The organism is Nocardia sp. NPDC058058, assembly GCF_042885355.1.
Taxonomy (GTDB): domain Bacteria; phylum Actinomycetota; class Actinomycetes; order Mycobacteriales; family Mycobacteriaceae; genus Nocardia.
This window is the reverse complement of the sequence record NZ_JBHVSA010000001.1, coordinates 816,560-836,684: the sequence shown is the minus strand read 5'-3', so window position 1 is coordinate 836,684 and position 20,125 is coordinate 816,560. Positions and strand designations below refer to the sequence as shown.

6 protein-coding genes are annotated in these 20,125 nt (G+C 68.5%); all 6 read right to left on the bottom strand.

The genetic code is table 11. The features are described 5' to 3' along the window. Positions 1–37: 37 nt before the first annotated feature. The 6 genes from ACFVUS_RS03705 to ACFVUS_RS03680 all read right to left on the bottom strand — a co-directional run bounded on the left by ACFVUS_RS03705 (position 38) and on the right by ACFVUS_RS03680 (position 20,042). Positions 38–1,030 (bottom strand): ATP-binding cassette domain-containing protein, encoded by a 993-nt coding sequence (locus ACFVUS_RS03705; protein ID WP_387761611.1) that lies wholly within the window; start codon positions 1,028–1,030, stop codon positions 38–40. Further along, positions 1,027–14,634: an amino acid adenylation domain-containing protein gene (locus tag ACFVUS_RS03700; protein WP_387761610.1), complete on the bottom strand. Its 13,608-nt coding sequence runs from the start codon at positions 14,632–14,634 to the stop codon at positions 1,027–1,029. The genes ACFVUS_RS03705 and ACFVUS_RS03700 overlap by 4 nt, the downstream gene beginning before the upstream one ends. 412 nt (positions 14,635–15,046) lie before the next feature. Further along, complete coding sequence (lnt, locus tag ACFVUS_RS03695) at positions 15,047–16,663, bottom strand: apolipoprotein N-acyltransferase (protein WP_387765384.1); 1,617 nt, start codon at positions 16,661–16,663, stop codon at positions 15,047–15,049. Between the two features lie 321 nt (positions 16,664–16,984). After that, on the bottom strand, positions 16,985–18,580 hold the full coding sequence (locus tag ACFVUS_RS03690; RefSeq protein ID WP_387761609.1) for an amidohydrolase: 1,596 nt from the start codon (positions 18,578–18,580) through the stop codon (positions 16,985–16,987). A 136-nt stretch (positions 18,581–18,716) separates the two neighbouring features. Beyond that, a complete protein-coding gene (locus ACFVUS_RS03685) occupies positions 18,717–19,499 on the bottom strand; it encodes an alpha/beta fold hydrolase (protein ID WP_387761608.1) in 783 nt (260 codons plus the stop codon). Between the two features lie 48 nt (positions 19,500–19,547). Next, positions 19,548–20,042 (bottom strand): FxsA family protein, encoded by a 495-nt coding sequence (locus ACFVUS_RS03680; RefSeq protein ID WP_387761607.1) that lies wholly within the window; start codon positions 20,040–20,042, stop codon positions 19,548–19,550. Positions 20,043–20,125: the final 83 nt, after the last annotated feature.

Here is a 20,125-nt window from a genome sequence, read left to right as displayed (position 1 = left end):
GGCGGCTTGTTCGGCGCCGGGGCTTCGGCGGTGGTGGTCACGACAGAATCTCCTCTTGCACGGTGTCGGTGCTGCGGGCGGAGGCTTTGCGTTCCGCGGATTTGCCGGTGAGGGAAAGGAATACGTCGTCGAGGCTGGGCCGGTGCACATCGGCGTCCAGGATGCAGACGCCGGCGTCGTCCAGGCGGCGCAGCGCTTCGACCATGGTGCGGGTGCCGTCGCCGACCACGACGGTGACCTGATCGGTGGCGGCGTCGGCACTGGGTTCGCCGATACCGACCTGCGCCAGAACCTGTTTGGCGGGTGCCGGGTCCTGTCCAGCGGCCAGGGTGACGGTGAGTTTGTCACCACCGATGGAGGTCTTGAGTTCATCGGCGGACCCGCGCGCGATCACCCGGCCGCGGTCGATGACGGTGATGCGGTCGGCGAGCAGATCGGCTTCCTCGAGGTACTGGGTGGTGAGCAGCACCGTGGTGCCGTCGTCCACCAGATCGCCGATGACGCGCCACATATCAAGGCGCCCACGGGGATCGAGTCCGGTGGTGGGTTCGTCGAGCACGACCACGGGCGGTTTGCACACCAGTGCGCCCGCCAGGTCGAGTCGCCGGGCCATACCGCCGGAGTAGGTGCCCGCACGCCGCCCGGCCGCGTGTTCGAGGCCGAGTGCGGCGAGCAGTTCGGTGGCGCGCTGGGCGGATTCCTTATGGCTCATGCCGTACAGCCGCGCCACCATGCGCAGGTTCTCGAAGCCGGACAGATTGGCGTCGATCGCCGCGTACTGGCCGGACAGCCCGAGCCGGGTGCGGGCGCGCGCCGGATTCTTGAGCACATCCACCCCGGCCACCCACACCTTGCCCGAGCTCGGGGCTAGCAGGGTGGTAACGATGCGGACCGTGGTGGTCTTACCCGCGCCATTGGGTCCGAGCAAGCCCATCACGGTGCCGGATGGGATTTCCAGATCGATCCCGTCCAGTACCCGGACCTTGCCGTAGTACTTGATCAGTCCTTCCACTTCGACCGCGAGACTCATCGGCTCCCCTCCCGCTCGGTGCGGGCGGCGTTGGCGGCCAGGTGATCCCGCAGAACCGGTCCGATGACCGCCAGGGATTCGGGCGTGGTCATGCCCGAGTGGCGGCAGCGCACCAGTTGATCGTGTACGACTCCGGTGATGTGCGGTTCCCAGGCGGCGGCGTTGCGGTCCGGGTCGGCGCGGTTGATCTCGTCATCGGCGGCGGTGAAGAAGAGCAGATCGCCGATGAACACGCGGGGTTCGAAGCCGTGTGCGAGGACCGCGCCATTGGCATAGCCGTTGTAGAGACGTTCGAGATGGTCGACGGTGAGCGCGGCGAACGGTCCGGGCCGGTTGCGCAGGAACTCCGCGGCCTCCTGGAGTGTCATGCGCGGGTCGACATCGGTGTCGCCGCCGAGCAGGTCACTGCCGAATTCGCCGATGATGTCGGCGACGCCGGGCACCGCTTCCTCGAGCCACTGATCGGACAGCTGGTAGCTGTCCATGAGCGCGAGCGTTGCCACCTCATCGCCGGTTTCCTGCAGCCGCACCGCGATCTCGTGCGCCAGCAGACCGCCGAGCGACCAGCCGAGCAGATGGTACGGGCCGTGCGGCTGTACCGACTTCATGTGTGCCACATAGTAATTCGCGGCTTCACCGATGGTGGTGTGATCAACGCCGCCGGTGACGTGCGGGGCCTGCAAACCGTAGACCGGGCGGTCGGCGGGCAGCTGGGCGAGCAGTCCGGCGAAGCACCAGGACAAACCTATGGCCGGGTGCACGCAGAACAGCGGAGCGGAACTGGTCGCGGTGATCGGACGCAGCGGCAGCACCGGTTGCAGCGCGGCCGCCAGGGCCGCACCGGCGTCACCGTCGGCGTCGGCCAGTCGCCGGGCGATGGCGGCGGGGGTGGATTCGCCGAACATGGCCTGCACGGGCAGGTCCACCCCGGCGGCGCGCAGCTGTCCGACCACCTTGGTGGCCAGCAGCGAGTTGCCGCCGAGTTCGAAGAAGCCGTCGTCGACGCCGACCTGTTCCACGCCGAGCACATCGGCGAAGGCGGCGCACAGTGCCGCTTCGGTCGGGGTGCTGGGCGCGCGGTAGCCCTCGCGAGCGGCGAAGACCGGTTCGGGCAGTGCGGCCCGATCCAGTTTGCCGACCGGTGAGAGCGGCACCCGATCCAGCAGCATGATCGATTGCGGGACCATGTAATTGGGCACGAGTTCGGCCACGTGCGCGGTGAGCTCGTCGACGGTCGGCGCGGTGCCGGTGCGCGGTTTCACATAGGCGACCAGCGCGGTGGAGCCCGCCGGTGTCCGATGTCCGATGGTGGTGGCGAATTCCACCGCCGCGTGCCGGGCCAGCGCCACGTCGATCTCACCGAGTTCGATGCGGAAGCCGCGGATCTTGACCTGGTGGTCGGTGCGACCGACGTATTCCAGATCCCGTGCGCGCCCGTTCTTCTCGACCCAGCGCACCAGGTCACCGGTGCGGTACATGCGCTCGCCCGGTTTGCCGAACGGGTTGGCCACGAACCGCTGCGCGGTGAGTCCGGGTCGCCGCAGGTAACCGCGCGCCAAAGCCGCACCGGCCAACTGCAATTCGCCGGTGACGCCCGCGGGCACCGGGTGCAGGCGACTGTCCAGGACGGTCGCGCCGACACCGCGGATGGGTCCGCCGATGGTGATCGGCCCGTTCGGGCGCATGGGCTGGGACATCAGCGTGACGATGGTGGTCTCGGTGGGCCCGTACACGTTGTAGAGCTTGCGGCCCGGCGACCAGCGGGTCACCAGATCCGGTGGCAGCGCCTCACCGCCGACGAGCACATGCCGCAGCGAGGTGACGCCGGTGGGATCGACGGTGCCCAGCGCCGAGGTGGTGATGAAGGCGTGCGTGATGCCCTCGTCGATGAACACCCGGCCCAGATCCGCGCCGCCGACCACGCCGGGCGGGCTGATCACCAGGGTCGCCGCACCGCCGAGCGCGAAGAGCAGATCGAGCATGGCGGCGTCGAAACTCGGTGTGGCGAAGTGCAATACGCGGCAACCGGGTCCGACCTCGAAGCGCTGTGCGGTTTCGGCGGCGAAGTTGGACAGACCGCCGTGGGTGACCACGACGCCCTTGGGGATGCCGGTGGATCCGGAGGTGTAGATGACGTACGCCGGATTGTCCATGCGCAGCGGCGAGATCCGCTCGTCATCGCGGATGGGCGCGTCCGACGAGGCCAGCACCCGCCGCCGGAACGAGGGCGCGTCCAGCACGGTCCAGTTCGCGCCCTCGGGCATGCGCTCACGATGCGCGGAGAGCGTAATGCCGATGGCCGCACCGGAATCGAGCAGCATATGGCTGATGCGCTGTTCCGGATAGTTCGGGTCGACCGGTACGAACGCGGCGCCGGCCTTGGCGATGGCCAGGGTGACGGCCACCGATTCCGCGGAGCGCGGAATGCCCATGGCGACCAGGGTTTCCGGGCCGACGCCGTATCCGATGAGCACCCGGGCGAGCCGGTTGGTCCAGCGGTCCAGGGCGTCGTAGGAGATCTGGGTGCCCGCCGCGCGCACCGCGATGGCCTGCCGGTTGAGGTTGGCCGCGGCCTCGAACACCTCGGGGAAGGTGATCGGCAGACCGGGCTCGGCACCGCGCACCGGGGCCAGCGCCGACCATTCGCCCGAATCCAGGAGTTCCAGATCGCCCACGGCCAGACCCGGATTCGCGGCGGCCGCGCCGAGCATGCGCACGAACCGGTCCGCGAGCCGCTGTGCGGTGCCCGCGTCGAACAGGTCGGCCGCGTAGTTGACCGAGACGGTGATGCCGTCGGGTTCGCGACGCGGGGTCCAGGCCTCGGTGAGGGTGAATTGCAGATCGAATTTGGCGATGCCGGGATCGGCGTCGTCGTTCTCGATGCGCAGGCCCGGCAGTTCCAGCACCCGGACGGGCTGGTTCTGCACCGACAGCATGACCTGGAACATGGGGTGGTGCGCCTGGGTGCGTACCGGATTGAGCACCTCGACGAGCCGTTCGAACGGTACGTCGGCGTGCGCGAAGGCCTCCAGGTCGGTATCGCGGACCGCGCGCAGCAGATCGCCGAAGGCCGCGCCGCCGGTGACCCCGGTGCGCAACACCAGGGTGCCGACGAACATGCCGACCATGCGATCGAGTGCGGGATGTCCGCGCCCGGCGATGGGGGTGCCGACGGTGATGTCGTCCGCGGCGGTGACCCGGTGCAGCAGGGCGACCAGCGCGGCGTGCAGCACCATGAACATGGTGACGCCGTGTTCGGCTGCCAGCGCCTGCAATTCGCGATGGGTGAAGGCGTCGAGGGTGCATTCGACGGTGCCGCCGCGATAGCTGGGCACCGGCGGGCGGGACCGGTCGGCCGGAACCGACAGCAATTCCGGAATGCCGTCCAGGGCGCTCCGCCAGTAGTCGAGCTGGCGGCTGATCACCGAATCGGAATCGCTCTCGACGCCGAGCACGTCCTGCTGCCACAGCGTGTAATCGGCGTACTGGATGGGCAATTCGGCCCAGTCCGGTTCGCCGCCGCCCGCGTAGGCGCGGTACGCGGTGGCCACATCGGCCGCGAGCGGTTGCAGCGACCAGCCGTCCATGGCGATGTGGTGCACCACCATGACGAGTACGTGTTCGGACGGTTCGGCCCGATTGCCGCCGGTCGCGCCGGTCAGGCGCAACAGGGTGGCGCGCAACGGAACCTGGGTGCCGAGGTCGAATCCGGCGGCGGTGACCCGGCGGATCTCGTCGGGCACCTCCTGCGGTTTGACCGCGCGCAGCGGCAGCGATATCGCGGCATCGGCCGATTCGAGCACCTGCTGGCAGGGTTCGCCGTCGATTTCGGGGAAGACGGTGCGCAGCGTTTCATGCCTGCGCTGCACCGCGTGCAATGCCGCGCGCAACGCCTGCGCGTTCAACTCGCCGTGCAGGCGCAGTGCGACCGGAATGTTGTACGCGCCCAGCGCTTCTCCCTGATCTCCGGAGGCGTTGAACTTCTCCAGGAACCACAGTCGCCGTTGCGCGGCCGAGAGCGGGATGTGCGTGGGGCGGGTGCGCCGGCGCGGTTCCAAGCGGGCGTCGGCGGTGGCGGGACCGGATTCCAGTGCCGCGGCGAGCCCGGCCACGGTGGGTGCGGCGAACACGGTCCGCACCTCGAGCCGGACACCGGTGGCGGTGGCCAGGCGCGCCACCAATTGGGTGGCGAGCAGCGAGTTTCCGCCGATTTCGAAGAAGCTGTCGTCCGCGCCGAGATTGTCCGCGCCGACCAGTTCGCTCATTACCCGGGCGACCAGGAGTTCGGTCTCGGTCTCGGGATCACGCGAAACCACCGCGACCACGGCCCGGGGTTGCGGCAGTGCGTCGCGATCGAGTTTGCCGACCGGGGTCAGCGGAATGCGGTCCAGCGGGGTCAGGCTGCTGGGCACCATGTGCGCGGGCAGGTGTTCGGCACAGTGTGCGCGCAGTTGATCCAGGTCGAGGGTCGCCGGATCGATGGGCAGCACGAACGACACGATGCGCCTGGTGCCCGCGATATCGCGAACCTCGGTGTGCGCGAAGTGGATTCCCGGATGCGCGGTGAGCACGGCGTCGATCTCGCCGAGTTCGATGCGGAAGCCGCGCACCTTGACCTGGTGGTCACTGCGGCCCAGATAGTTCAGTTCACCGTCGGCGGTCCAGCGCACCACATCGCCGGTGCGGTACATGCGCGCACCCTCGGGACCGTACGGGTCGGCGATGAATCGCGCGGCGGTGAGGTCGTAGCGGTCGATATAGCCGCGCGCGGAACCCTGTCCGCCGATGTACAACTCGCCGGGCACCCCGACGGGCACCGGGCGGAGTCGCTCATCGAGCACGAGCGCCCGCGCACCGCGCACCAGGGAGCCGATGGTGACGGGTTCCCCGACCACCATGGGACCGGCGATGGTGACCACGACGGTGGTCTCGGTGGGTCCGTAGCCGTTGAACATGGCGCGGCCCGGCGCCCAGCGAGCCACTAATTCCGGACCGCAGGCCTCGCCGCCGACCATGACCGAGCGCAGGTGCGGCAGCGCCCAGCGGTCCCGGTCGATGGTGGACAGCGCGGCCGGGGTCATGAAGGTGTGGCTGATCTCCTCTTCCTCCATGAGCGCGGCCAGTTCGTCGCCGCCGTAGATATCGGCGGGCACGATGACCATGGTCGCGCCGGAGCCGACCGCCAGCAGCAGATCGAAGATGGCGGCGTCGAAGCTGGGTGAGGAGAAGTGCATGGTGCGGGCCTCGCGGTCCACCCGCATGCGGTCGCGGATCTCATCGGCGAAATTGGACAGGCCGCCGTGGGTTACCGCCACGCCCTTGGGTTTTCCGGTGGAGCCGGAGGTGTAGATGACGTAGGCGAGGTCGGCGGTCCACAGCGTGGTGGTGCGGTCGGCGTCGGTGATGGGTCCGTCGTCGAGCACTTCCAATTCGTCGAGCAGTTCGGGATCGTCGAGCAGCATCCAGGACATGGCGTGATCGCCCGCGGCCGCGTGCAGGCGGTCGGAGTGTTCGGTCATGCTGATGCCGACCCGGCAGCCGGAGTCGGTGAGCATATGGCGCACCCGGTCCGCCGGATAGTTGGGGTCGACCGGAATGAACGCCGCCCCGGACTTGGCCACGGCCAGCACCGACAGCACCGATTCGGCGGAGCGGGTCAGGCCCAGCGCCACCCGGTCGCCCGGTCCGATGCCCTGCTGGATGAGCGCACGCGCCAGGCGATTCGAGTAGACATCGGATTCGAGGTAGGTGAGCGCGGTGTCACCGAAGCGCAGGAATTCGCGGTCCGCGTTCAGGTGTGCGGTGGCGGCGAAGTAGGCCGCCAGGCTGCACTGCGGTTCGGGCGCGGGTCCCCAGGCGGGGGTGAGCAATTCGCGTTCGAGGTCGGTGCGGGCGTCGATGGCGCGCACCCGGATCCGTGGATCGGCGGTGACGGCCTCGAAGACCCGGAGCAGGCGGTCGGCCAGGATCTGCACCGACTGATGTTCGAAAAGCTCTGCCGCGTAGACGAATTCGAAGACTCGATCGGCGTCGGCGTCCCCGGCGGTGTGATCACCGGGCAGCACCCGCAGTTCGAGGTCGAACTTGGCGAGCGCGATATCGAGCTCCTCGGCCCGCAATGCCAGACCCGGCAATTGCAGTGCGGGCAGCGGCGTGTCCTGCACGGTCAGCGCGACCTGCAAGACCGGGCGGCTGCCGCCCGCGCCGGTGCCGAGTTCCTCGATGACGCGTTCGAACGGCACCTCGGCATTGGCCATGGCCGCGAGTTCGGTATCGCGATCGGCCTGCAGCAGTTCGGCGAAGCTGCGGTCCGGATCCACGTCCGAGCGCAGTACCAGGGTGTTGACGAACATGCCGACGAGTTCATCGAGGCGGGTGTCGGTGCGACCGGCCACCGGGGTGCCGATGACGATGTCGCGACCACCGGTGACCACGCGCAGCAGTACCGCGAGGCTGGAGCGCAGCACCATGAACATGCTGACGCCATTGCCGCGCGCGAGATCGGTGAGCCTGCGCTGCAAAGGTTCCGGCACCTCGAAGCGGACCACGCCGGAGCGCTGGGTGGGTTCGGCGGGCCGGACCCGGTCGTACGGCAGCGGCATTTCCTCGGGCAGGTCCGCCAGCGCACCCCGCCAGTAGGCGAGCTGGGTGGCGGCGGTGCTCTCCGGATCCGATTCCAGACCCAGGCATTCGCGCTGCCACAGGCTGAAATCGCTGTACTGCACCGGCAGTGGCGTCCAGGTGGGCGCCACCCCGCCGTGCCGGGCGGCGTACGCGATGGCCAGGTCCCGGGTGAGCGGGCCCAGCGACCAGCCGTCGGCGGCGATGTGATGCAGCACGATGCCGAGCAGATGCCGTCGATTCCCGGTGCGCAGCAACGTGATTCGCAGCGGGATATCGCGGGTGAGATCGAAGCCGCGGCGGGCGAGCGAGCGCAGTGCGGTGCGCGCGCCGACGTCGTCGGTCTCGATGGGGTCCAGCACCGGCAGGCAGCGCGCGGTCTCCTGCAGCACCTGGTGTGCGCCGTGCTCGTCCTCGGGGAAGACGGTGCGCAGCACCTCGTGCCGTTCGACCAGATCCGCCAGTGCCGCGCGCAGCGCGGGCACATCCGGATCGCCGTCGATTCGCAGCACGAACGCGATGTTGTAGGCGCTGGATTCGGGGGAATATCTATTGAGGAACCACAGTCGCTGCTGCGGCAGCGACAGTGGTATGCGCTCCGGGCGCGGGGTATGCACAGCCAGCGCCGCCCGCTGCGTCCGGGGCGCTTCCTGCAATCGGGCGGCCACGCCCGCCACGGTGGGCGCTTCGAAGATGGCGCGCACCGGCAGTTCCACACCGAATTCGGTGTGCAGGGCCGCGGTGAGACGGGTGGCGAGCAGTGAGTTGCCGCCGACCTCGAAGAAATTGTCTTCCGCGCCTTGGATTTCGGCGCCGAGTACGGTGCCGAAGACCGCGGCGACCTGCTGCTCCATATCGGTTTCCGGGGCACGCGAGGGTGCGGCCGCGGTGAAATCGGGTGCGGGCAGCGCCTTGCGGTCGAGTTTGCCGGACGGGGTGACCGGCAGGTTCTCCAGCAGGGTCAGCGCCGAGGGCACCATGTACCCGGGCAGGCGGCCACGCGCGGTCGCCATGACCGCCGCGATATCGATCTCGGTGGCGGCGGTGAGATAGGAGACCAGGCGCGGGATACCGCGTTCGTCATTGTGAACGACGGTGAGCGCGAAGGTGATTCCCTCGTGCGCCTTCAGCACATGGTCGATCTCGCGCAGTTCGATGCGGAAGCCGCGGATCTTGATCTGATCATCGGCGCGGCCCAGGAAGCGCAACTGCCCCATACCGTCGGCGACCACGAGATCGCCGGTGCGGTACATGCGTTCACCGCGCCGCCCGTGCGGATTGGCCGGGAACGACTGGGCGGTGAGCCCGTGCCGTCCGAGGTATCCGCGGGCAAGACCCGGACCGGACAGGTACAGCTCGCCCGCCACACCCGGCGGCACCGGATGCAGGCGGCCGTCGAGCACGAACAGGCGCATACCGCGCACCGGAAGACCAATGGGCACGGGTTGTCCCGCGACCATGGGTCCGGTGGCGGTCGCGGCGACCGTGGCCTCGGACGGACCGTACATATTGTGCATCCGGCGCACGGGCAGTGCTTCCGGTCGTGCCTCGGGATCGGTCCAGATTCGCACCAGATCCTCGGGGCAGGCCTCACCGCCGACGATGACCGCCTCGAGATCGGGCAGATCCTGCGTGGGCACGGTGCCCAGCGCCGCCGGGGTGACGAAGGCGTGCGTCACGTGTTCCTCGCGCAGCAGCGCCGCCAGTTCGATACCGCCGTAGATGCCGGCGGGCGCGACCACGATGGTGGCTCCGGCCGCGAACCCGAGCAGCAGTTCCAGGACCGAGGCGTCGAAGCTGGGCGAGGAGAAGTGCAGTGTGCGTGCGGAATCGGTGACGCGGAACAGATGCATCTGCTCATGCGCCAGCGAGGCGATGCCCGCGTTGGTGACGACCACGGCCTTGGGCTTACCGGTCGAACCCGAGGTGTAGATGAGGTAGGCGGGTCCGGCGGTGCGCAGCGGGTGATGCCGGTCGGCGTCGGTGAGCGGGGTGATCGGGAACCGGTCGCATTCGGCGGCGAGTTCGGGCGATCCGAGCAGCAGCCAGTCGACGTAGCTCTTGCGGTGCCGCCCACGGTTTCCCGGCCAATCGGGCATTTCACCGCGACGGTCCGGGCTGGTGAGGCCGAGCATGGCCCCGGAGTCGGCGAGCATATGCGCGATGCGATCGGCGGGATAGTCCGGATCGATCGGCACATACGCGGCACCGGTTTTGGCGACGGACCAGACCGCGAGCACGCAGTCCAGGCTGCGCGAGAGCGCGACCGCGACCACCACCTCGGGGCCCGCGCCGTGTTCGATGAGCACGCGCGCCAGGCGATTCGAGCGCTCGTCGAGTTCGCGATAGCTGGTGTCCTGCCCGAGGTAGCGCACCGCGATCGCATCGGGCACGCGTTCGGCGGTATCGGTGAGCAGCCGGGCCAGGGTGCTGGCGGGTTCGGCGGGCGATCCCATGATGGGGACCAGTTTGGCGATCTCGCGGGCGTCCAGCATGGGCAGATCACCGACCGGGACGGCCGGATCCGCGACGGCGGCGGTGAGCACCGCACCGAAGCGGCGGGCAATGGCCTCGACCGTGGCGTGATCGAAAACATCGGCGGCGTAACCGAATTCGGCGGTGAGCGGCATTTCCTCGGCCGCGGTCCCGAGCGGTTCGTGCACGGTGAGCTGCAGATCGAACTTGGCGACGTCGACCGCCATGGGCAGCACCTCGGCGGCCACCCCGGGCAGATCGAATTTCAGCTCGGGGGTGCTGTCGTAGGACAGCATGACCTGGAACAGCGGATGCCGGGCGGCCGATCGCTCCGGATTGACCACCTCGACGAGGCGTTCGAACGGTACGTCGGCATTGGCGAAGGCATTGAGATCGGTATCGCGGACCTCGGCGAGCATGCGATCGAATCCGGCGGCCGGATCGACCCGGGTGCGCAGCACCAGCGTGTTGACGAACATGCCGACGAGCTCGTCGAGCGCCGGATCGCTGCGCCCGGCGATGGGGGTGCCGATGGCGATATCGGTGGTATTGCACAGGCGTGCGAGCACGGCCGCGAGTGCCGCGTGCAACACCATGAAGGTGCTGACGCCGCGTTCGGCCGCGACGGCGGCGAGCCTGCGGCGGGTGTCGACCGGAATGCTGAATTCCACCCGGCCGCCATCGGTGGAGCGCTGACGCGGCCGTGGCCGATCCAGCGGCAGATCGAGCTGATCGGGCAGGTCCGAGAGCGCGGCCCGCCAGTAGGCGAGCTGCTTGGACAGTGCGCTGGCGGGATCGGCCTCATCGCCGAGCAATTCGCGCTGCCAGAGCGCGAAGTCCGCGTACTGCACCGGAAGCGGCGTCCAGTCGGGTGCGGCGCCGGTGCTGCGGGCGGCGACCGCGGTCATGATGTCGCGGGTCAGCGGTGCGATGGACCAGCCGTCGCCGCTGATGTGGTGCAGCACCATGAGGAATACGTACCGGTCCGGACCGGTCTCGTAGAGCGCCACCCGCACCGGGGCTTGGCTGCGGAGATCGAAACCGTAGCCCGCGAATTCGGTTGCGAGGGTGAGGACATCGCCGCCGGTGGCGTCGATCGGATCCAGGGTGAGTGGAATCTCGTCGGCCGGATGCACCAGCTGGCCGGGGCCCTGCGGGCTGTCCGGGAAGGTGGTGCGCAGGCTCTCATGCCGTTCGAGCACATCGAGCAGACCCGCGCGCAGTGCCGAAATATCCAGTGGCCCGGTCAAAGCCACGGCCAGGGGCATGTTGTAGGCGGCCGCGTGTTCGGCGAAACGGTTCAGAATCCACAGGCGCTGCTGTGCCAGGGACAGCGGGATGTGCTCGGGCCGCTGTGCCACCACGAGTCTGGGCGAGGCGGTTTCCGCGGCCAGACCCTCCACCCGCGCGGCGAGCGTGGCGACGGTGGAGGATTCGAACAGATCGCGAATGGTCAGTCCCGCGCCTACGACATTGTTGACGCGGGCGATGGCCCGGGCTGCGCTGAGCGAATTGCCGCCGAGGTCGAAGAAATTGTCGCCCACGCCGATCTCGTCGGTGCCGAGCACCTCGGCGAAGACGGCGACGAGCTGATGTTCGAGCTCGGTGCGCGGTCCGGCGCTGGGCCGGGCGGCACGACGCGGGGCGCTGCCCGGATCGGGCAGCGCCTTGCGGTCGACCTTGCCATTGGCACTGAGCGGTAGTTCGTCGAGCACCAGCAGTACCGGGGGCACCATATAGCCGGGCAGCACCAGGCGCAGTCCGGCGAGCAATTCGGCGGAATCGAGCGGGGGCGTACCGGGTGCGGCGACCGCGTACGCGGCGAGTTCATCGCCGCCGCGACCACGGCGGGCGACGCAGACCGCGCGCGCCACGCGCTTATCGGACAGCAGTGCGGCTTCGATCTCGCCGAGTTCGATGCGCAGGCCGCGAATCTTGACCTGGAAATCGCTGCGGCCCAGATATTCCAGCACTCCGGCGCGACCACCGCGCCAGCGCACCAGGTCACCGGTGCGGTACATGCGGGTACCGGGGGTGAACGGGTTGGCCACGAAGCGATCGGCACTCAGACCGGGTCGGCCGAGGTAGCCGCGGGCCAGCTGGACACCGGCGAGGTAGAGCTCGCCGACGACGCCGGGGGCCACGGGCTGCAATCGCGCGTCGAGGACGTAGGTGCGGGTGTTCCATACCGGCGCGCCGATCGGGACGTCGGTCGCACCGGGTGTGCAATGCCAGGAGGTGACATCGACGGCGGCTTCGGTGGGTCCGTACAGATTGTGCAATTGCGGTGCACCCGAACCGGTGCCGAGCGCGGTGTGGAATTCGTCGACGGTGGCGGCGGGCAACGCCTCACCGGAGCAGAACACCCGTGTCAGTCCGGTGCACCCAGCGACATCGGTATCGGTGAGGAAGACCGACAGCATGGACGGCACGAAATGCGCCGTGGTGACGCCCTTCTCAGCGATGATCCGGGCCAGATAGCCCGGATCGCGATGTCCGTCGGGTGCGGCGATGAGTAGTCTCGCCCCGATCTGCAACGGCCAGAAGAACTCCCAGACCGAGACGTCGAAGGTGGCGGGGGTCTTCTGCAGCACCACATCGGAGCTGTCCAGGGGGTAGGCGTGCTGCATCCAGCGCAGCCGGTTCACGATGGCGGCGTGCGAGATGCCCACGCCCTTGGGCTTACCGGTGGAGCCGGAGGTGAACAGCACATACGCCAGATGATCGGCGCGCAGCGGTGCGATGCGGTCGGCGTCGGTGATCGGCCGTGCGCCGTACTCGGACAGATCGGCGGTGTCGATATCGAATCGGGTCGCCGAGGCAGGCAATTCGACCGCGTCGCGCGATGTGGTGAGCACGCACAGCGGATGCGCCTGATCGAGGATCGCCTCGATGCGGTCGACCGGGTGATCGGGATCCAGCGGCAGGTACGCCGCACCGGCCTTGACAATGGCGTACATGCCGATGAGCAGGTCGAGGCTGCGGCGAATGGCCAGGCCGACAACCGTATCCGGGCCTGCACCACGCGTGATGAGTTGGCGGGCAAGACGATTGGCGCGCTCGTCGAAGGCCGCGTAGGTGAGCGTCTCGCCCTCGAAGTCCAGGGCGACACGGCCCGGGCACATGGCGGCCCGGTCGGCGAAGAGCCCGGCCAGGGTGCCCTCCTGGCGCGCGACCTGGGTCGAATTCCATTCGTGCAGTACGCGTTCGCGCTCGAGATCGGTGAGCACGGGCATATCGCAGACGGCGGTCTGCGGATCGGCGCGCAGGAAGCGGGCCAGATAATCCAGGAACCGGCCGTGGTGCATGGTCAGTTCGCTGTCGCCGTACAGACGCGGGTTGGCCTCGAAGTCGATATGGATGCGATTGCCCGCGCCGTTGTACAGGTTGATGGAGAGGTCCTCCACCGGTCCGGTGGAGAGCACATTGAGCGAGCCGACCAGGCTGCCGAACTTCAGCTCACTGTGGAACAGCATGAGATTGACCATGGGGCCGAAGAATCCGCGGGCGTCGCGGGCGTATCCGCTGTCACGGCGAATGTCATCGCTGCGGTAGCGCTGATGCCGCAGCGCGCCGGTGATCTGCAATTCGACCGCGCGCACGGTGTCGGCCACGGTTTCCGCGCCGGTGAAGCGCACCCGCACCGGCACCACGTTGGAGACCACGCCCGCCGAACGGCGCAGCGCAACGGTGGTGCGGGCCGAGACCGGAAGGCTCAGCACCACATCCTGATTGCCGGTGACCGCGCGGACATAACCGGCCAGTGCGGCCACGAACAGCGCGGACGGGTTGGAGCCGAAGGTGCTCGCCGCCTCCTGGACGGCGAGTTCCACCTCGGGGGCGAGCACCGCGGTGGCAGAGCGCCGGCCCGCGTCCGAACCGGCCGCCAGCACATTGTGATTGGACAGTGTGATGGGCTCACTGACGCCGTCGAGCTGTTCGCGCCAGTAGTCGGCGTCATTGCGGGAGCGGCTGGTCTCGCGGTAGCGGTTCTCATCGGCGTAGATGGTGGCCAGCGGGGTGGCACGCGAGACGACCGGCTCTGTCTGGTCCTCCAGGGACGAGTAGATCTCGGCGGTACGGGTGGTGGCGTTCATGGCCCCGTACCCGTCGATGACGATGTGGTGGCTGCGCGAGTACCAGAGGTATTCCGAATCCCCGGTCCGCAGTACCACATTGATGCTGAGTGGATCGTTGTCGATATCGATGACCGAGCTGGCGTGATCGTGCATCCACGCCAGGGCCGCCGCGCGCGGATCCGGTTCCTCGCGCAGGTCGATGCGTCCCCAGCCCGGTCGCCGGGTGTGGTCGACCGCCTGGTGCGGCACCCCGTCGATCTCCAGCAGCCGGACATGGCCCACCTCGGTCTCCGAGCCGAATCGCTCGATGGCGTACAGCAGGCGGCCGACATCCAGATCGCCGTGGATCTCCACGTACTGGGCGATGGTGAGGGGAATGTCGGGCCGGACATGTTGTGCGAACCACAGGGCCGATTGCGCGGGAGACAACGCGAAAGGTTGAGCCGAGAATTCACCCGATGAACATTGGTCGACACGATCTGTGGCCAATGAACTCATCAATCACTCCTTCTGCCGCTGTGAGACGCAACTCCCCGATCCCCCGTGCTCCGTCTCTACGGCTTTCGCGCACGCGCGAGCCTTAGGACGTGATCCACGCCCTATGATTCGGAGCACCCCCTCGACCGGATTGGGGATGATCTCGAGTTGCCCGGCAACGAACGGCGTTGGCGGAGCTCATGTTTAGTCAGCTATCTCAAAGCAAACCTCGCGATGTTCGCTTAACTCGCAAAAAGAATCTGTTTGAATCGGGCAAACGGGACTAATAAATGTCATCGGCAAAATTTTGGCGAATGCAGATGATCGCAGCGGGACAGCCCTCGTCGCACGCGCGCGCAGTGAATTATTCGGCCGGAAGGGTGCCGGCCACCGCATCAGGATCGGCCGGAGTCGCATTGGTGGTGCGCCGCCGAGTGACGGCCGCCACACCGGCGGCCGCGGCAAGAATACACAAGATTCGTTCCGGCGCGGGGCCGATCCGGGAGGCGAGTGTCGTCTCGGTGCGCAGCGGCAGGGTCGCCACCAAGGCCGCCGGAACAAACTGTTCGGTCTGCTGCTGGATGGCGCCGTCCGCGGTGATCATGGCGCTCACCCCGGTGGTCACCGAAACCACCACGGCGCGACCGTGCTCCACCGCGCGAATGCGCGACATGGCCAGCTGCTGATAGGTCATCTCGCTCTTGCCGAAGGTGGCGTTATTGGAGGGCACCGTCAGAATCTGCGCTCCGGCGCGCACCGCGTCCTCGAAGGCGCGATCGAAGGCGACCTCGTAGCAGGTGGCCACGCCGATGGCGACGGGCGCGCCGCCGCTCGCGGGTTGTACGTGCACGACACCGTCACCGTTGCCCGGCACGAAATAGCCCGCGCGGTCGGCGTATTCGGAGAAATGCCGGAAAAAGCCGCGGTAGGGCAGATATTCGCCGAACGGCTGAATGATCTTCTTGTCGTGCCGCTCCCCCGGGCCGCCGTCGGCGGTCCACACGATGACCGAATTGGTGGTGGTGCGATCGTCATTGACGAGCACCGCGCCGACCAGGATGGGGGCCTTGATATCTCGCGACGCCTGCGTGATCTCGGCATAGGCGTCGGAATTGCGCAGCGGATCGATATCGGAGGAATTCTCCGGCCAGATAACCACATCCGGCTGCGCGGCCTGCCCGGCCGCGACGGCCTTGGCGAGCTCTTCGGTGCGCTTGACGTGATTGTCGAGAACCGCGCGACGCTGGGAATTGAAGTCCAATCCGAGCCGCGGCACGCTGCCCTGGATGGCGGCGACCGTGATCGGCCGGTTGCCGTCCTCCGGGCGGGGCAGCGCGGTCCGGAGGATCACTCCGGTGAGGGGAACTATAGCCACAAGCATTGCCGCAGCAACAATTCGGTTCCAGGATATGAGACGCCAACGCCCCGATCTGGGACGATTCGGACGCGCCTGCGGCGTGTCCGTGCTACGTGCGAACGCGCGCCCCCACACCGCCGCGGCCGCCACTCCCGCACCCGTGAGCGCCACCGCGAAACTCACCAGCGGTGCGCCGCCGAGCATCGCGTACGGCAGATACCACCCGTCGGCCTGCCCGAAAGCCAGTCTCCCCCAGGGGAACCCGCCGAACGGAAAACTCGACCGCCCCCATTCGGTGAGCGACCACGCGGTGGCGACCCACAGCGGCCACCCCGGCAACCGCCCCACCAATCGCACCAGCATCCCGAACAATCCGACATACACCGAGAGCGCCGTCGAAAGTCCGATCCACGGCACCGGTCCGACATAGATTCCGGTCCACGGCAGCAACGGCAGGAAAAACGCCATTCCCGCCAGGAATCCATATCCGAAACCCCCACGCAGACGGCCACTTCCGCGCACGGTGAGAATGAGGATCGCGATTCCGACCGGCGCGAGGAACCACAGCGTCCGCGGCGGGAAACTCGCGAACAGCAACAGCCCGGCGACCACCGCCGCGACCATGCGCGCCACCACCGGATGATCCCGCAGCAAACCGCCCGCCCGGGCGGCTATGCCGCGCCCCGCCGCGTCGCTCCCCGCATGATCATCGCCCTCGACAATCGACTTGCTCACGACGCCAATACCTTTCGATCCTGCACCGCACCCCGAAACGTCTTTCCCGATGGGATGCGGATCGCACGCCCGAGATATGGCCTGCCGGTTCGGAATTCATGCCGACCGTACGCGATGTCGCGCGGCGGGCGGTGCATCAGGTCGCGACGCGGCCGGGCCTTCGCCATATCATCGGCCACTGTCGTGCGCGAAGCGCCTTCCGCCGGCCCGTCAGACCGCATGAATTGTGGTCCCGCGGTGCACGGTGGCCAGGCAGCGGGGCAGCGTCGCGTCCGGGGTCAGGGGCGGCAGGCCGGGGACGCGGGAGCGGGGGTCGGTGGACCAGCGCTGCACGGTGTCGGCGGCCGCGGCGACGACCAATTCGTCCGCTTCCCAGACCGCGTAGGAGGCGGGTGCGCCGGGGACCAGGGTTCCGGCGACGCCGTCGCGGACGCCGCCCGCGCGCCACGCGCCCCGGGTGGCGGCGGCGAAGGCGGCGCGCGGGGAGATCTGGTGGCCGGGGGTGCGGTGGTTCACCGCCGCGCGCAGCGCTTCCCACGGGCTCAGGGCGGTGACCGGGGCGTCGGAGCCGATGGCGAGGGAGATACCGGCGGACGCCATGGCGGAGAACGGGTTCAGGGTGGCGGCGCGGTCCGCGCCGAGGCGGGCGGCGTACATACCGTCCGGGCCGCCCCACGCTGCGTCGAAAGCCGGTTGGACGCTGGCGATTACGCCCCAGGCGGCGAGCTTGGCGATCTGCTCGGCGTCGACCATTTCGGCGTGTTCGACGCGGTGTCCGCGCGAGGCGAAGGCCGGTCCGCCGACCTGGGCGACGACCTGTTCGAAGCCCGCGACGACCGCGTCCATGGCGGCGTCGCCGATGACGTGGAAGCCGGATTGGATTCCGGCCTCGGTGCACGCCAGGACATGGGCGGCAATGGTTTCCGCGTCGAGGTACGAGGTGCCGGTCGTATCGCGGTCCGCGTACGGGTCGCGCAGCCAGGCGGTATGCGAGCCGATGGAGCCGTCCACGAACAGGTCACCGCCGAGCGCGTGCACGCCGAGTTCCTTGACCAGGGTGCGGGCCTCATCGGCGGTGCGCACGGCCTGACCCCAGTAGGCGCGCACCTGCACACCGTGCTCGAAGGCCAGCAATTCGCGCACATCGGTCTCACCGGAGATATCGGGTCCGGCGCATTCGTGAACGGCCGCAATGCCATTGGCGGCGGCGTGATCCAGGGCGGCGCGGCGGGCGGCATCGCGCTGTGCGGGTTCCAGTGCGCCGAGCGCGGCGCGGCGCACCAGGTGGTGGGCTGCGGCGCGCAGCGGTTCGCCGCGGGTGAAGCCGGGCGTTCCGGTCAGCGCGGGTACCGCGTCCAGCAGTGCGGTGGAGGCGACGGCCGAATGCGCGTCCACCCGAGCCAGATACACGATGCGCCCGGGTGCGGCGGCATCGATCTCGGCCAGGGTGGGTGGGCGGCCCTCGGTCCAGGTGGTGTCGTCCCAGCCGTCACCGAGCACCGGTCCGGCGGGGTGCGCGGCGGCGTACGCGCGCAACAGCTCCAGGCATTCGGTGAGTGAACGCGCCTGTGCCAGATCGAGTCCGGTGAGTTTGAGTCCCAGCGCCGTGAGGTGCACGTGCGGGTCGACGAACGCCGGCGCCACGAACGCCCCGCCGAGATCGACGACCTCGGCGTCCGGGTGCAGTGCCCGTCCGGTGCGGTCCGCGCCCACCCACACCACGGTGCCGTCGGTGACGGCCATGGCGGTGGCGTCGGGATTACTGGAGCTGTAGATGCGACCGCCGACAAGCAACTGGGTACTCACGGGTTTCCAGTCTGCCGCACGCGCCGCGCACTGCCGCAACCGCACTCCGCCCACCGGACATAAGTCACATCGCGCCGGGCGCTCGCGTCGAGTCGGAGGTGCGCTCTCGGGCGAGGCGCGCGATCCGGACGCCGGACTATTCGGAAGGCCCCGCCTTGGCCGCGAGCGCGGTGATGGCGGCCGCGACCTCTGCGGGATGGGTGAAGGGCAGTTTATGATCGCCGTCGAGCCAGCTCACCTCGATGCTCGGCACCGCGGCCCGCAGCACCTCGCCGCCTTCGCGCCAGGTCTTGTTGTTCCGGGTGGCCTGCGCGTCCTTACCCTGCGAGGTGTGCGTGGCCAGCAGCATGGTGACCGGGCAGTCCAGGGTGCGGTAGGTGTCCAGCAGGTGCTGCCGCCGCTGATCGACTTCGATGGTGAGGTCGGCGAACGCCTTGCCCGGCATCGCGTACCCGTGCGCGCTCATCCGCACCAGCAGCATGGCGAGTTTGGTGCCGAGGCTGTTGAAGGATTCGCGGATCTTCTTGGGATCGTCGATGAGTGACTGCCCGATGGGGACCGCGCCGTCCAGCAACACCAGTCCGGCGATCTCGCCCGGATGCGCGGCGGCGTATTCGACGGCCAGATCCGCGCCCAGGGACCAGCCGATCAGGATCGGGCGTTGCACATCCAGTGCCCGCAGCACCGCGTCCGCATCGGATTCGAAGTCGGCGAACGTGTAAGTCTCTGCGGTGGAAGCTTTTCCGTGCCCGCGCAGATCGAAGGTGATGCTCTCGAATCCGTGCAGTTCCGAGACCACCTGCTTCCACGCGACCTGGGTCGCGCCCGCACCGTTGAGGAAGACGAGCGCGGGACCCGCCCCGGACCGCGTCACCGGCAGGGTGACCGCGCCATTGCGCACGGTGGTCTCGCTCGACATCGGTTATCGCCCTTCGACTATGGGGTCTGAACGGCGTTCAGCCTACGGTCAGCGCGGGTCGATCATGCGGCGGGCATCGCCCTGGCCGTCGTCGTAGTACTCGGTGACCACGGTGGCATCGATGACCTCACCGTCGGGATCGATGACCACATTGCGGTAGCCGTACGGGCCGACCGCGGTGGCGACCCGGGCCAGGCGGCGCGCGGCGAACGCGGCCACCACCGGGCGGATCAGGAAGCGGGTGAACGGCACCAGCGCGACCAGGCCGATCAACGAGGTGAGCAGACCGGGCACGAACATCAGCACCGCGCCGACCGTGACCAGTGCGCCGTCGGCGACGGCGGTGCTGGGGTCGAGCTCACCGCGCGAGGCGCGACGGAAGTTCTCGAAGACGCGGCGGCCCTGCGAGCGAACCAGGATCAGCCCGGCGGCCGAACCCGCGATGAGCAGCAGAATGGTCGGGAACACGCCGATGAGGTGACCGAACAATACGAGCGTGGCGATCTCGGCGATGAAGTACGCGGCGAACAATAGTGCGGGCATTAGGCGATCCTTTCGGCGATCTACTTCCCTCAACGGTTCGCACTGCGAATTTTCTCCCGATGCGTCCGGATTCACATTCGGCT